The 14,783-nt window shown below is 61.1% G+C and carries 12 protein-coding genes and 2 tRNA genes; 8 read left to right on the top strand and 6 right to left on the bottom strand.

Going from position 1 to position 14,783, the window contains the following annotated elements:
- Window positions 1-152 precede the first annotated feature (152 nt).
- The gene (galE, locus tag M0H32_RS27925; RefSeq protein ID WP_248159932.1) at window positions 153-1,142 is read left to right on the top strand and encodes a UDP-glucose 4-epimerase GalE; all 990 of its coding nucleotides are present in this window, start codon (window positions 153-155) and stop codon (window positions 1,140-1,142) included.
- Here the strand turns inward: galE and cysN are convergent.
- The 3 genes from cysN to cysQ are packed head-to-tail and all read right to left on the bottom strand — an operon-like array spanning window position 1,139 to window position 4,904.
- Window positions 1,139-3,073 carry a sulfate adenylyltransferase subunit CysN gene (cysN, locus tag M0H32_RS27920; RefSeq protein WP_248159931.1) on the bottom strand — a complete coding sequence of 645 codons (1,935 nt, stop codon included), beginning with the start codon at window positions 3,071-3,073 and terminating at the stop codon, window positions 1,139-1,141. The genes galE and cysN overlap by 4 nt on opposite strands.
- A gap of 1 nt (window position 3,074) precedes the next feature.
- Complete coding sequence (cysD, locus tag M0H32_RS27915) at window positions 3,075-4,004, bottom strand: sulfate adenylyltransferase subunit CysD (protein WP_248159930.1); 930 nt, start codon at window positions 4,002-4,004, stop codon at window positions 3,075-3,077.
- A 57-nt stretch (window positions 4,005-4,061) separates the two neighbouring features.
- Window positions 4,062-4,904, bottom strand: a complete 843-nt coding sequence (gene cysQ, locus M0H32_RS27910) for a 3'(2'),5'-bisphosphate nucleotidase CysQ (RefSeq protein WP_248159928.1) — start codon at window positions 4,902-4,904, stop codon at window positions 4,062-4,064.
- A 302-nt stretch (window positions 4,905-5,206) separates the two neighbouring features.
- Here cysQ and M0H32_RS27905 point away from each other — a divergent pair, with 302 nt between their 5' ends.
- The gene (locus M0H32_RS27905; protein WP_248159926.1) at window positions 5,207-5,710 is read left to right on the top strand and encodes a PilZ domain-containing protein; all 504 of its coding nucleotides are present in this window, start codon (window positions 5,207-5,209) and stop codon (window positions 5,708-5,710) included.
- A gap of 88 nt (window positions 5,711-5,798) precedes the next feature.
- Here M0H32_RS27905 and M0H32_RS27900 read toward each other — a convergent pair whose 3' ends face one another.
- A complete protein-coding gene (locus M0H32_RS27900; RefSeq protein ID WP_248159924.1) occupies window positions 5,799-6,395 on the bottom strand; it encodes a glutathione S-transferase family protein in 597 nt (198 codons plus the stop codon).
- Window positions 6,396-6,471: 76 nt separating this feature from the next.
- Between M0H32_RS27900 and M0H32_RS27895 the strand changes: the two genes are divergently transcribed.
- Complete coding sequence (locus M0H32_RS27895; protein ID WP_248159922.1) at window positions 6,472-7,182, top strand: helix-turn-helix transcriptional regulator; 711 nt, start codon at window positions 6,472-6,474, stop codon at window positions 7,180-7,182.
- A 6-nt stretch (window positions 7,183-7,188) separates the two neighbouring features.
- Here the strand turns inward: M0H32_RS27895 and M0H32_RS27890 are convergent, their stop codons facing one another.
- On the bottom strand, window positions 7,189-9,111 hold the full coding sequence (locus M0H32_RS27890) for an acyl CoA:acetate/3-ketoacid CoA transferase (RefSeq protein WP_248159920.1): 1,923 nt from the start codon (window positions 9,109-9,111) through the stop codon (window positions 7,189-7,191).
- A 260-nt stretch (window positions 9,112-9,371) separates the two neighbouring features.
- Here M0H32_RS27890 and M0H32_RS27885 point away from each other — a divergent pair, with 260 nt between their 5' ends.
- The 4 genes from M0H32_RS27885 (at window position 9,372) to M0H32_RS27870 (ending at window position 14,096) form a co-directional block, all read left to right on the top strand.
- Window positions 9,372-10,781: a phosphatidylserine decarboxylase family protein gene (locus tag M0H32_RS27885; protein WP_248159919.1), complete on the top strand. Its 1,410-nt coding sequence runs from the start codon at window positions 9,372-9,374 to the stop codon at window positions 10,779-10,781.
- 554 nt (window positions 10,782-11,335) lie between these two features.
- On the top strand, window positions 11,336-12,022 hold the full coding sequence (locus tag M0H32_RS27880; protein ID WP_248159918.1) for a hypothetical protein: 687 nt from the start codon (window positions 11,336-11,338) through the stop codon (window positions 12,020-12,022).
- Window positions 12,023-12,829: 807 nt separating this feature from the next.
- The gene (locus M0H32_RS27875) at window positions 12,830-13,594 is read left to right on the top strand and encodes an SDR family NAD(P)-dependent oxidoreductase (protein WP_248159917.1); all 765 of its coding nucleotides are present in this window, start codon (window positions 12,830-12,832) and stop codon (window positions 13,592-13,594) included.
- Between the two features lie 109 nt (window positions 13,595-13,703).
- Window positions 13,704-14,096, top strand: coding sequence for a MerR family transcriptional regulator (locus M0H32_RS27870; protein WP_248159916.1), 393 nt, complete (start codon window positions 13,704-13,706; stop codon window positions 14,094-14,096).
- Window positions 14,097-14,126: 30 nt separating this feature from the next.
- Here M0H32_RS27870 and M0H32_RS27865 read toward each other — a convergent pair.
- A tRNA-Gln gene (locus tag M0H32_RS27865) sits at window positions 14,127-14,201 on the bottom strand.
- 374 nt (window positions 14,202-14,575) lie between these two features.
- On the opposite strand from M0H32_RS27865, the gene M0H32_RS27860 reads away from it, so the two are divergent.
- Window positions 14,576-14,652: transfer RNA gene (locus M0H32_RS27860), tRNA-Pro, on the top strand.
- Window positions 14,653-14,783 lie beyond the last annotated feature (131 nt).

Raw genomic sequence — 14,783 nt, 5'->3', positions numbered from 1 at the left:
GAGTCAAGCTGCTTCGATCAATCAATGGCGTGGTCATAAAAGGCTTCGTTGAAGCGGGCAAGAGAAAGTCCGCCACCGCGTCGATCCGGTTTGGTCGTTTTCCGCGGAATCGCGTATCACTGAGACACCTGACAGGGAGGGTGGCCGTTTCCATGACCGTTCTGATCACCGGCGGCGCCGGCTATATCGGCAGCCACGCTGCCCTGGCATTTCTGGATGCCGGGGAGACGCCGGTGGTGGTCGACAATCTCAGCACAGGCTTCGACTGGCTGCTGCCCGAAGGCGTGCCCCTGTACCAGCAGGACATCGCCGACAGGGAGGAGATGGAAACCGTGCTGCGCCGGCACGATATCGAGACGATCGTGCATTTCGCCGGATCGATCATTTTGCCGGAGTCGATCGAAAACCCGCTGAAATATTATCGCAACAACACCGTAAACTCGCTCGGACTGATGGAGGCGGCCGTCGCCTGCGGGGTCAGGCATTTCGTGTTCTCCTCGACTGCCGCGGTTTATGGTCTGCCGGACAGTGTGCCGGTGCCGGAAAGCGCCCCGCTTCGGCCCCAGGCGCCTTACGGCGCATCGAAACTGATGACCGAGCAGATGCTCATGGATGTCGCCAAAGCTCACGACCTGACGGTCACGGCGCTGCGTTATTTCAACGTCGCCGGTGCCGACCCGCGCGGACGTTCGGGCCAGGCGACCCGGGAGGCTACCAATCTCATCAAGGTGGCCTGCGAAGCTGCAACGGGCAAACGGCCGTCCATGACCGTTTTCGGCCAGGATTACGATACGCCCGACGGCACCGCGATCCGCGACTATATACATGTGACGGACCTGGCCCTGGCCCATCGGCTCGCGGTCGAGCGCATGCGCTCGGGCGGCGGCAACCTGATCGCCAATTGCGGCTATGGCCGTGGTTTTTCCGTTCTGGAAGTGGTCCGTGCCGTCAAGGCTGCCTCCAGGTCGGATTTTACCGTTGAGATGGGCGCGCGGCGGCCTGGCGATTGCCCGGAAGTTGTGGCTGACAGCCGTCTGGCTCGGGCCGAACTCAATTGGCAGCCCGAGCTGGACGATATCAACCAGATTGTCGCCGACGCCTACCGCTGGGAAGAAGCCCTGGCGAAGCGCAATCGGGTTTAGATCCCTTCGCCATTCTCGCCAAAGCTGCTCAAATACCCGTTTTCACGCAGGTAGGTGACGATTTCCTCGGCAACCTCTTCCGGCTCTCGGCCGACATTCCGGATGTGGATTTCCGGATTTTCCGGTGCTTCATACGGGCTGTCGATACCTGTGAAATTCTTGATTTCACCGCGATCGGCCTTGGCATAAAGACCTTTCGGATCGCGCTTGCGGCATTCCTCGATGGGCGTATCGACAAAGACCTCGATGAACTCGCCCTCGCCCAGGAGATCGCGTGCCAGGCGGCGCTCGGACTGGAATGGCGAAATGAACGACACCAGCGTAATCAGTCCAGCATCGGCGAACAGCTTGGCAACCTCGCCAACGCGACGGATGTTTTCCACCCGGTCGGCATCGGTGAAGCCCAGATCCTTGTTGAGGCCGTGGCGGACATTGTCGCCGTCGAGCGTGTAGGTGTGCTTGCCGTCGATATGGAGCTTCTTCTCCACGATCGAGGCGATGGTCGACTTGCCCGATCCGGAAAGCCCCGTGAACCACAGCACCGCCGGTTTCTGGCCGAGCTTTTCAGACCTGGCCGACTTGTCGACATCAAGCGCCTGCCAATGAATGTTGCTGGCCCGGCGCAGCGCGAACCAGATCATGCCGGCGCCAACCGTCGCGTTCGACATGCGGTCGATCAGAATGAAGGAACCGGTTGTGTGGTTTGCTTCATAGGGGTCGAACGGCACGGCGGAGGACAGGGCGAAATTGCAGAAGGCGATCTCGTTGAGTTCCAGCGTCTTGCCGGCCACATGCTCGAATGTGTTGACGTTGATCTTGTGCTTGATCTCCGAAACCGTCGCCGTGACTGTGCGCGTTCCGATCTTCAAAAGATACGGCCGTCCCGGCAGCAGCGGCTCATCTGACATCCAGATGACATGGGCCGCAAACTGGTCGGCGACTTCCGGACGGTGCGCCGTCGAAGACAGCAGATCACCACGGGAAATATCGATCTCGTCTTCCAGAGTGATGGTGACGGCCTCGCCGGCACGCGCCGCGGAAGTTTCGCCGTCCGCGCCGATGATCGTCTTAACCTTGGAGATCTTGGCGGGACCGGCGACGACGAGTTCGTCGCCGACAGCCACGCTGCCGCTCGCCACCGTGCCGGAATAGCCGCGGAAGTCGAGGTTCGGCCGGTTGACCCACTGGACCGGAAACCGGAACGGGGCTCCGAGAACGTGTTCGCCGACCTCGATGGTTTCCAGATGTTCCAGAAGGGTCGGCCCGGAATACCAGCCCATCTTGTCGCTTTTGATCGTGACGTTGTCACCATAGCGCGCGGACATCGGGATCGCCTGCAGGCTTTCAAAATCGAAGCCATTGGCAAACGTCTCGAATTCCTTTCGGATTTCCTCGAATTTCTCCTGGGAATAGCCGACCAGGTCAATCTTGTTGATTGCCAGCACCACGTGACGGATTCCCAGCAACGAGGCGATGAAGGCATGGCGCCGTGTCTGCACCATCAGGCCGTTGCGGGCGTCGACCAGAAGGACGGCGAGATCGGCGGTCGAGGCGCCTGTCGCCATGTTGCGGGTATATTGCTCATGTCCCGGGGTGTCGGCGACGATGAACTTGCGCTTTTCCGTGGCGAAGAAGCGGTAGGCCACATCGATGGTGATGCCCTGTTCGCGCTCGGCCTCAAGGCCGTCGACCAGAAGGGCCAGATCGATTTCCTCGCCGACCGTGCCGTGTTTCTTGGAGTCGCGCTCAAGCGCGGCCAGCTGATCCTCGAAGATCAGCTTGGTGTCGTAAAGCAAGCGGCCGATCAGGGTGGACTTGCCGTCGTCAACGGAACCGCAGGTCAGAAAGCGCAGCTGATCCTTGCTTTCCTGGGCGAGGATATAGTCGGTGACGGCCGTCTCGCCGGCGTTTTCGATATCGGTGATCGTCATCTTAGAAATATCCTTCGCGCTTCTTCTTTTCCATCGAGGCGCTTTCGTCCTTGTCGATCAGGCGCCCCTGACGCTCAGACGTGCGGGCAATCAGCATTTCGCGGACAATGGCGGGCAGCGTATCGGCATCCGATTCAATGGCGCCGGTCAGCGGGTAACAGCCGAGCGTGCGGAAACGGACCATCTTTTCCTCGATCGTCTCACCGGGCTGAAGCTTCATGCGGTCGTCATCGACCATGATCAGCATGCCGTCGCGATTCACCACTGGACGCTTGGCGGCGAAATAGAGCGGCACCATCGGGATGTTTTCCGTCAGAATGTATTGCCAGATATCGAGCTCGGTCCAATTGGACAGCGGAAAGGCGCGGATGCTCTCGCCCTTGGCAACGCGGGCGTTGTAGAGGCTCCAAAGCTCCGGACGCTGGTTCTTCGGGTCCCAGCCGTGACTGGAGTTGCGGAACGAGAACACGCGTTCCTTGGCGCGGGACTTTTCCTCGTCGCGGCGGGCACCACCGAAGGCGGCATCGAAACCGTATTTGTCGAGCGCTTGCTTCAGCGCTTCGGTCTTCATGATGTGGGTATGTACCGAAGAGCCGTGAGAGAACGGGCCGATGTTCTTTTCCAGGCCTTCCGGGTTGGTATGGACGATCAGGTCCATGCCGAGACGCGCGGCGGTTTCGTCACGGAAGGTGATCATGTCCCGGAATTTCCAGGTCGTGTCCACATGCAGCAGCGGGAATGGCGGCTTGGAAGGGTAAAACGCCTTCATCGCCAAATGCAGCATGACGCCTGAATCCTTGCCGATGGAATAGAGCATCACCGGATTGGAAAACTCGGCGGCGACTTCCCGGATGATGTGGATGCTTTCCGCTTCCAGCCGCTTCAGATTGCTGAGGCGCTCGGGCGTGATCCCCTGAGATTGCATGTTCATATTCGCTTTTCCGTTGGGCCGGCGGACCGGCCGTCGTCATTTGGTCCAGGTCGTGCGTCAGGCGGCGGGCGCCAAGCCCTGCAGCAGTGTTTTGTCGCTCACGGCAAGAAAGTGCGGATTGCGCAGGTCATCCTTGGTGGCGTTTTCCGGCACATGGTAGCCGAAATCCGCGCCGCTTTCGGCATAGACCACGGAACCGCCGGCGGCCCGCACGATGGCGTCCCCGGCCGCGATGTCCCATTGCATGGTCGGCGCGAGGCGCGGGTAGAGGTCGGCGCGGCCGGCGGCCACCCAGCACAATTTCAGGGACGAGCCGACGGAGAGCTGTTCCGCCACCTTGAACTGACCAATGAAAGCCGCGGTTTCGTCCGACATATGCGAGCGGCTGGCCAGGATGCTGAGACCATTCGCCGGAGGCGTCCGGACCGCGACCTGTTCGACATTTGTGACCGAACCTGCTTCGATCGTGCCTTTGAACGCCACCTGTTGCGCCGAACCGTCTGTCTCCAGACGCCCACCCCAATAAATTTCGCCCAGTGCCGGGGCCGACACCACGCCGAATACCGGACAGCCGTCTTCGATCAGGGCAATGTTGACCGTGAACTCGCCGTTTTTCTTGAGGAATTCCTTGGTGCCGTCCAGAGGATCAACCAGGAAATACCGGCCATCGACGGCAGGCAGGTTACCGGCTTCGACGCTTTCCTCGGCGACAACGGGAATGTCGGCGAACCGTTCGGCGAGGCCGGCCAGAATGATTTTTTCCGCGGCCGCGTCGGCCTTGGTCACCGGAGACCCGTCGGTCTTGTTCTCAACCTCGAAGGGTTCAGCATAGATTTTCAGAATTTCCTCTCCGGCGCGAATGGCCAGCTGGGTCAAAAAGGATGTCTGATCTTCCGTCATCAATGCCTCATTCTGCGGAAAACCTTAAGGTTCCGCTTCGCTTTCTCGTGTCGCTTGCCCGTAAATAAAGAAAGAACCTGTATCAATTCAAGGAATGGTGTTCCACGAATGCCCGCGAAATGAAAACGCTCAGGTTTCTCTGCGCCCGGCATAGGGCCTTTTGTTGCCAATCGCAAGCGAACCGGCCCTCCGCAAAAACCGCAGTGTCAGGGATTCACGGATTGGCAAGAGCTTTCTTGTTAAACTCTTCGCAAGCATGAGGTGCTTCGCATCTCAAGTGTCACTGTAAATGCGAGTTGACCATGTCGGACGCCAAACCCATTCCGCATCAGGTTGCGGATGAAAGTGCCAGCGATCAGTTCCCGCGCGAGCGGCGGGCCCGCGTGTTCAAGAAGGGCAAAATGGTCTTTCAGCACGGACTGAGATCCATCCCCTGCACCGTGCGCAATATTTCCGAAGGCGGCGCCATGCTCCAGTTCGAGCAGGCCTACATGCTGCCCAAGGAATTCGATCTGCATATCGATCTGGAAGACTATGAAGTCACCTGCGAGCGCCGCTGGGAAGAAGGCCTGCGCTGCGGGGTCCAGTTCATCAGCGAGAAGCGCCGGGTGTCGGCGCAGCGCGCCCAGGTTCTGAGGACTTCCGAGGAAGCGCTGAAGAGCGAGCTCGACGACCGCCGCGACAGTCCGGACAATTTCTTCCAGCGGAAGCATTTCGACGATCCGCAGGGTGTGCCCAAGGGGCCGGCCCGCCGTGCCCGCCCCGACAGCGGCGGCGGCAAACCCACATTCGGCAAGCGGCGCTGATCGCCGGAGAGATATCCCAAAATAAAAAATCCAGGCCTCTTCGGCTTGCGCTGAAGAGGCCTTTTGCTTGTCACGACATCTTTGCCGATCAGGCTGCGGCTTTCTCCCGCTCAACCGTGCGCTTGACCGCCGGCCGGTCTGCGCAGCGTGCCACCCAGTCGCGGATCGCCTTGTTATCCGGCATCAGATCGGGCGCCCACAGGAACGGACTGCTGCACAGCAGATCTGCTGCTGAATAATTCTCTCCGAGTAGATAGGGCTGGGTTTCCAGTGTCTCGGCCAGCCGGGCCGTCATGGTGCCATGATCCCGCAGACTTGCCGTCAGCACCGGATGGCTCAGGCCGGCAAACTGCAACAGGATCACCGGCTCCATGATGCCCTGGTAATAGAACAGCCAGGACAGGTAGTCGCCGCGGCCAGGCTGTCCCTCGATGGGTCCAAGCCCGGCTTCGGGAAACTTGTCTGTCAGGTAGAGAACAATGGCACCGCGCTCGCGGATTTTTTCTTCGCCATCGACAAGGTAAGGCACCTTCTTTTCCGGATGCGGATTGCGCGGATCCGGACCACCACTGCCGTCCTGGCGGGTGACCGTCACCTCCTGGATCTCGACATCGGCGCCGAGTTCCTCGATCAGGGTGACGATGGACGAGGACCGGCTGTTGGGGGCGTGGTAAAGCGTTGGCATGGAATTGCTCCTTTCGGTTTGGGTGAAGAAGCTATAGCGTCCCCCTGCTGACACTTTCCGGCAGGAGCAAAATCTCATGGCCCGCACAGACCGGCTGATGCGCTTGATGGACACGCTGCGGCGCCTGCCGCAGCCGGTGACCGCCGCGCGGCTGGCCGAGGAGAGCGGCGTGTCGCTGCGCCAGCTCTACCGCGATATCGCCACCCTGCGCGCCGGCGGCGCCCTGATCGACGGCGCCGCCGGTGTCGGCTACACGCTGACCGAAGACAAGGCGCTGCCACCGCAGAGTTTTTCTCGGCTGGAAATCGAGGCGCTGATGCTGGCCCAGAGCGGCCTGGAACAGATCGGCGATGCCACTTTGATCGAGGCCGGGCGCAACGCCATGGCACGGATCGTCGCCACGCTGCCCGACGGCCAGGCCCGCCAGGCGATGCACACGGTTCTGCGCAGCTGGCGCCAGAAAGATGTCAGGCCCCCGGTCCGTGTCGATCTGGATCTGCTGCGCGAAGCCTGCTGGCAGGAATTCAGCCTGTCGATCACCTATAGGGATCTGCAGGACCGCGTGAGCACCCGGGAGATCTGGCCACTCGGCATGTCCTATGCCGAGGATACGCTGCTGCTGCTCGCCCATTGCCGGCTGCGCATGGATTACCGCCACTTCCATGTCAGCCGCATTGAGGCAATGACGCGCGGCCCGGAGAGCTTCCGCCCCAAGCGTGTCAGCCTGCTGCGGGAATATGTTGCCGGGCGCAGGCAAAGCCGGCCGGGGAGCAGCTCCGGCAGCTGAACCGTTTCACCCCCTCCCGTCCAGGAACGACTGCGCCGCCTCTCGTGTCTCGTAGATATGCGCCGCCCCTTTCAGGGTCTCTCCGAGTTTGAGGCGCAGGAAGGCGGAGCCGGAATAACGGGTAACCGTGCCGTAAAAGCGGCTTTCCAGATCGGCGACCATTTCGGCATAGGCATTGGCGACATCGTCATCCAGATGGAAGCCGTCATAGTTGACGATGACATCGACGCGACTGCCGAGCGGGCCGCAAACCCGCTCCACCTGGTCGCGCACCTGGGCGACTTCCTCCCTCGTGCGGATGCGCATCTTCTCGAAATTGATGAAGAGGCGCCTGCTCTGCGCGTCGAGGGCGATGCGTTCTGGCAGGTCGAGATGCAGGAGTTCTCTGCGAAGGTCCATCGGACCGTCGCGGAACAGGCGGGCGTCCATTTCCGTGACCTCGCCGATGATTGGCCGGAACGCCATTTGCGCCAGTATGTCCCGCTCCAGATCGATGCCCGGCGCGATTTCCTTGAGCATCAGGCCGTTTTCGCCGAGTTCAAACACGCAGCGCTCGGTGACATAAAGCACCGGCTGGCCGAGGCGGGCCGCCCGGCGCCCAGAAAACGTCACCTGTTCAACCTCGGCCAGGAATTTCCGCGACGTGCCTTCTTCCTGGATCGCCATGCGGCCATCGTTCAGGTGAATATGCAGCCCCTTGGCGGTGAAGGTGCCGGCGAAGACCAGGGCCTTGGCGTTCTGGCTGATATTGATGAAGCCCCCGGCACCTGCGAGACGCGGGCCGAAGCGCGAGACATTGACGTTGCCGACCGCATCGGCCTGAGCAAGGCCGAGACAGGCCATGTCGAGCCCGCCGCCATCGTAGAAGTCGAACTGCGAGTTCTGCGGAATGACCGCGTCAACATCGACCGCCGCGCCGAAATCCAGCCCCGAGGCCGGCTGACCGCCGACCACGCCCGGCTCTGCCGTCAGTGTAACATGGTCCAGCAACCCCTCTTCGGCCGCAACCGCGGCAACGCCCTCCGGCATGCCGATGCCCAGATTGATGACGCCGTTGACGGGCAGCTCGAAGGCGCAGCGCCGCGCGATGATCTTGCGCGGCCCGAGCTCCATTGCCGGGATCTCGCCTTCCGGCGGGCGGATCCGGTTGGTGAAGGCGTGCGAGAACGACGTCTTGTAGGTCTGCATGTGGTTCTGAGGGCTTGCCACAACCACGGCGTCGACCAGGATGCCGGGAATATGGACCTCGCGCGCAGGCAGACTGCGGCCGCGCGCCAGCCGTTCCACCTGGACGATAACCACGCCGCCGGCATTCTTCACCGCCATCGCCTGCGCGAGATTGTCGATCAGCAGCGCCTCGCGCTCCATGGTGACATTGCCGGCCTCGTCCGCCGTCGTGCCGCGCAGCAGAGCAACGGTCAGTTTCGGTGCCGGGTAAAAGAGCACCTCCTCGCCGCCGATCTCCATCAGCTCGACCTGGGATTCGGTCGACAGCTCGTTGACAGCACCGCCGCCCTGCCGCGGGTCGACAAAGGTTTCAAGCCCGACCTTGGACAGCATGCCGGGCTTGCCGGCGGCCGCGTCGCGGTAGAGCTGGCTGATGCAGCCCTGCGGCAGGTTCCAGCCCTTGATCTTGCCCTCGACCGCAAGCCTGGCGACTTTCGGGATCAGGCCCCAGTGACCGCCGATGACCAGCTTCAACAAGCCGTCATGGCCGAGCCGGTTGAGGCCGCGATCCTTGCCGTCTCCCTGGCCGGCGGCGAAGACCAGCGACAGGTCGCGGGGCGACCCTCGTGCCAGAAACCGTGCTTCGATCGCCGCCAGAAGCTCGTCCGGCACACCGATGCCGACAAATCCGGATGTGGTGATGGTGTCGCCGTCCTTGACCAGCGCGGCCGCGTCCGCCGCCGAAACAACCTTCCGACGCATGAAGTCCTCCCGATTTTTGAAGTCAGTTTGGACTGGAAGCGGCGAAGCCGTCCAGAGGTCCAAACGGCTAGAACACGGGCGCGCGAATTGGCCTCGTAAAAACTACCTAAGATTGTATAATTTTGACTGTCGCACCTATACTCGAAGCGGGGTTGTAACCGGGACATGTCCAACGGGTGCCAGATGCCAGGCATCCGGCGCCGGATCTCCCTGCCGATTGCCAGCCCCTAGACGCCTCTTTGAGCCAAAGGAGTTTCCCAATGCATCTCCGCTTCGCTTCCGCCGTCACCGCTGCCCTGCTTGTGTCAGGGGTCGGTGCAAAGGCCCAGGACCAAGACTGTCCCGATCCCGGCCGCCAGCCGGCCACAGAGGCGCTGATCGCGCTGGTGGAAAGCGATCCGGCGCTGCAGGAGCAGCTGACCAAGTCGATCGCGCTCGGCCAGATCATCAATTCCGATCCGCAGACCAATCCGGTTGCGAGCCTCGACGATTACTACGGTTTCGTCGATGCACTGGTGACCTACCCGCCGCAGAACATCAACACCGGTATCATCGATGACGGCATCCGGGTCAGCATGGACGGCAAGAACTATTGCAACTGGAACATTCTCGACCTTCTGTCCTACAGCTATTTTCTGGTCGACCGGCAGCTGACCACGGATCCGCGCGGCCAGATCCAGTTCGAGAACGACGCCTTCTCCAACTGGATGCGCGACGTCGCCGTCGAATGGGGCAAGTATCTGGAGACGCCGGCGTCGGCGGTTCATATTCCCGATTTCACCAGCGATCCGAATTTCGGCGATTGGTACTGCCCGCCGGAAGGCGGCTACAAGACCTTCCAGGACTTTTTCGTGCGCGAGCTTTGCGCCGCAACGTTCCCGACCGGCTCACGCCCGGTGGAAGGTTACAACGACCCGGCAACCGTCGTCGCCATCGGCGACAGCACCTCGGCCGGCTGGTGGCCGATCAGTAGCACCGGCAAGCTGGTGACAACCTATGACGGCGTCTCCCAGGCTGGCGAAATGATCAAGGGCCAGCTCTACAGCAACGTCTATGAGTTCATTGATGGCAAGGACGGCGAGAAAGTGCTGGAAACCTTCGGCTCGATCGACCCGACCCTGTTCAAGAACGGCACCTGGACGCACCAGTTTCTGAACGTGAACAACTATCACCGGCTGCATGTGCCGGTGGCGGGCAAGATCGTCTATTTCAAGCACCTGCAGGCGGGCGTCCGAATGAAGTCCGGCTGGGCGGAAGCGCGCGAAACCGGAGAAATCAGCCATTACGACCCGCAGGACACTGCCGACTGGCAATTCGGTCAGACCCGCATGGTGATCGGCATAGAAACCGCGGATCACGGTTTGGTGGTGATCTCACCGATGGGCATGGCCCAGGTGTCGTCGATCGTGAAACGGGACTGGGTCAAGGAAGGCGCCATGGCCGACAAGGGCTGGGAATTCGCCAATTTCGCCTTTGGCGGTTCCGATTTCGTGGTGATCTTCGAGGAACAGGCCAATTTCACGCTGACGGTTGACACGCTTGCCGAGCCCGCGCCCGGCGCCGGCGTGAACTACGCCTCGTCGCAGCAGGGCCAGAAATACGGCTGCTTCGGCGGCGTCACCACCTGCGACGCCACCCCGGAGACCCCGCCAGCCCCACCCGCTGACTGACCCAAGCGCTGGCGGCGGTCCGACTGGCCGCCGCCAGCCTCAAATACCAAGGGTCAGGACCCACTAATTTGAGTGAAATGGTAGGGATGAATTTGTTCGGATACGAGGCGCAAAACTGCAGGAAACCGTCCGGTTTCCAAAGATTTGCAACGACGTTGCCTGGCAAATTCACCCTATCCCCGAGGGACGCAAAAACGGCTTTGATTTGCTGCGTCAAACCGCTCAACCGGGCAGGAAGCCCGCTTTTCGCGCTTTTCCTTGCAGCTCCTTGCCGTTTGTTGCGCCATTTCGATCAAATTAATGGGTCCTGACCCTAGTCACCCGAATCTGAAGTTCGTCTTATTTCCCGGCACACTCGGAACGAGCTTCAGATTCCAAAGGGTGACTAGCAAGCATATGTTTCTAGTGTGGTTTTCGAATTTGAAATTCGCTTCGATGGTCGCTGCAACAATGAGGCGAATTTCAAATTCACCACACTAGGCATGACCCCTCACTTGATCCGCAGCACTCTCCGCAGCATCCTTGCAAGCCAATGAGAAACCGTCTTCTCCACCATGGAGAGACGCGCTCGCGAGGCTGCCGTCATGCTTGTCCGGATCCTGTTCACTGCCGGATGTCTCGTCCTCGTTTCGATCGGATCCGCTACCGCACAGGATCCCACTGGGCACTGGACCGGTACCGTCGACCAGCCGGGCTGGGGTTCCTACGGCGTCATCATGGATCTGGATTCCTCCAGCAGCGGCACCACCGACTATCCGGGCATCCCCTGCTCCGGTCGGCTCAGCGGAGGCGGCAGCGGCGGGGTCTACACCTTCACCGAAACCATCACGGCCTACCGGGAAAACTGTGTCGACAACGGCCAGATCCGGTTTGTTGTCCAGGGTGACAATGCCTATTGGGAATGGACCGGCAGCCAGGATGGCGTGTCTTACTTCGCGTCAGGAACCCTGCACCGCGCGGCCAGCAGCACCGGCCGCGCCTCCTGCCAGGAATGCGGCGTTGCGCTGTTGAACGATCTGGCGGCAGGCCTCGGACAATCGGCGCAGCTGCGCAGCTATGTCGATCAGGCGCTGGCGAAATACGACAATTGTGTCCGCAGCCACGGGGATGCCTGCACCAACCAATGCGGCTACCAGGCCAGCGTCAATGTTCCCGCCTGCAGCAAATGGGACGAACCGGCGGGCTATCGGGCCTGTGTCGAAACCAGCTACAACGGCGCGGCTCTCGAGTGTCAGCGCTGACCCCGCTCTTCAGGAGGCAATGCCGCGCGTACGCTAAAAAAACAAAAGGGTGCCGGTTTTCACCAGCACCCTCCTGTTTGGAGCGGAATACTTGTTTTGGTGACACGCCCTTTCAGGCAGGCAACCAAAGCGATTCCGATCTCCGGTGGCCTCAACCTCCCCTCCGGGAAACTTCAGCCCGTGGCACCGACATCCCGAAGGACACCGCTCCCACGCCGGCCACGCGGATAACCCGCCGCTACCGGATCACCGGGGCGCGATCCGCGGTGCGCAACCGCCGAAAGCGCGTCCCATGCGGTCTCCCGAGAACCGGCCGATCACACTCCCCCGAAAGAAAGCCTGAAGGAACAGCCCGGGCATGGGCTACCGAGAACCCCAAATCCTCGATCCGATTACCAAGTCGGAACCGATCTGGCTCAGTAGTTATTAAGATAATGCTTGGTTAACTACTTATTGTCTACTGAGATCGTTTCTTTTCAACATTTACGGAAAGCGCCCTGTTGACAACCTGTGCAAACTCTTTATTAAAACGAATTTATTTCATAAATTACAGATACTTACGAGAAAACAACTCCAAAATACGGGATTGTCCGACAACCCCAGTTCTGTTGAACAACTCCCATCGCGGTCCGGGCATTGCCCCCTCCGTGCCGCCCGTCGGCTAATTACTGCGGCAGCGCCATGCCCTCGAGCGAGGAGAAACGCGGCATCGTCCCAGAAATTTCCCCTTGACCCTGACACTAGCGGCAAGCGGCTAGGCCTTGCCTGAACACTGCAGTTCAACACCCTCAAAAACCAAGGTGAGACATGACAGAAGACAATGTGTGGCAGGACAAGGTGGCAATTGTGACCGGCGGCAGCTCCGGCATCGGCAAGGCCACCGCGCTGGCGCTGGCGACACGCGGAGCAAAGGTAATCGTCACCGGCCGCAACCCGGCAAAGCTTGAGGAAGTGGCGGCGGGGGCCGGCAACATCGAAGCCGTTGCGGCCGACAGCGCGGACCGTGGCCACGCCTGGACCGTGATCGCGGCGGCGCGCGAGCGCTGGGGCCGGCTGGATCTTCTGGTCAACAATGCGGGCGCCGGCGGGCTCGCCCCGATCGAGGCCTATGACGGTGCGGCCATCGCCGAACTCTGCGCGGTCAACATCGTGGCCCCCTCGCTGCTGGTGAAGGAAGCCCTGCCGGACTTGCGCACCTCCAGGGGCGCCATCGTCAATATCGGCACGGCCGTCAGCCACAATGCCGCCCCGGCGCTGGCTCATTACGCCGCCACCAAGGCCGCGCTCGAACATCTGACCCGCTCCTGGGCGATCGAACTCGCCGGTGACGGCATCCGTGTGAACGCGGTTTCTCCCGGCCCGGTCAAGACCGGCGCCCTGACAGGCATGATGGGGCTCTCGCTGGAGATGGCGCGGACCGTCGAGGATACCGAGGCGGCACAGGTGCCGCTCGGACGGCGCGGGGTTACCCGCGACATCGTCCCCTGGATCCTGCGCCTCGGCAGCCCGGACAACGACTGGCTGACCGGTCAGATCCTGACCGTAGACGGCGGCTGGTCGCAGCGCGGCTGACGCCCGACACGCGCAAGTCCCTTTCCATTCCTCTTGAAGTCCGGCCTTGACCTTCCCACTAGTGTCAAGGTGCGAGACTGGCCATCGGGCGAAGCGGAAAGGGACCGGAATGCAGATCAAGGAAGCGGCCGAGCGGCTCGGCATCTCCGAGCGCATGTTGCGCCATTACGAGACGGCGGGCCTGATGGAGGCCAGCCGCTCGGACAACGGATACCGCCGGTACTCCGAAGCAGACATTCGCCGCGCCGGCCGCATCCGCGACCTGATCGCCACAGGCTTTTCCACCCGCGAAGTCCGCAGCATGGCCGCGTGCCTGTCCGACGACGGCGACGGGCCTTGCGAAGACGGCATCCCGATGATGCTGAAGAAACTGGAGCATATCGACCGGCTGCGCGCCGACCTCGACGCACGGCGCGAAGCGGTTCTGGAAAGGATAGCGGTGCTGCGGGCGGCGGCAGCAAATGGGCAAGATGTTACCCGCCTGCGCAGAGCAGCTGGCTGAAACCCGTATTTCAAAATCCATCGGAAAAACTGGCTGGGGTGGAAGGATTCGAACCTTCGCATGGCGGTACCAAAAACCGCTGCCTTACCGCTTGGCTACACCCCAAGGCCGTGGAGACGCTGTATAGCGAGACAGTGTGGCAAGCGCAAGAGCCTCCCGGGGCAATCTTTTGACCTGTCGGACAGGTTTTCCCCAGAAGGGTTCGCACCCGGTTTTCGATCAAGACACAGGCGGAGCGTTTCACCATCCAGCAAACCGGAAAACCTTCTCGCCGCGGCTCCACCTGAAGGCGGCAGGCTTTGAAATCCTTTGATGTTTCAGCGTATCGCCCTGATGTTGTTCACAGTTTTAAAAAAATGTCCTTCGGCCTTGCAAAGTCCTTGCGGGAACAGGTCAGCTTTGCTAAATGACCCTCCACGCAGCGCGGGCTTGCCCCGCTGTTCCCGATGGACTTGCTCTTAGCGATCCAAAAATTACGTCGGAGTGTAGCGCAGCCTGGTAGCGCACCTCGTTCGGGACGAGGGGGTCGGAGGTTCGAATCCTCTCACTCCGACCATTTTTCTTCTGTCCGATCCGGAGACATAGGTAACAGTTTGTACCGGAGACATGGGTTACAACCTCGTGCCGAACGGGTTGTCGATTGTCTGTAGGGTTCTCTGCTCCAGGTCGATATATCCCAGATCATAG

The organism is Roseibium sediminicola, from assembly GCF_023156505.1.
GTDB lineage: Bacteria > Pseudomonadota > Alphaproteobacteria > Rhizobiales > Stappiaceae > Roseibium > Roseibium sediminicola.
The sequence above is the reverse complement of the archived record's forward strand: the minus strand, read 5'-3'. Positions and strand labels throughout refer to the sequence as shown.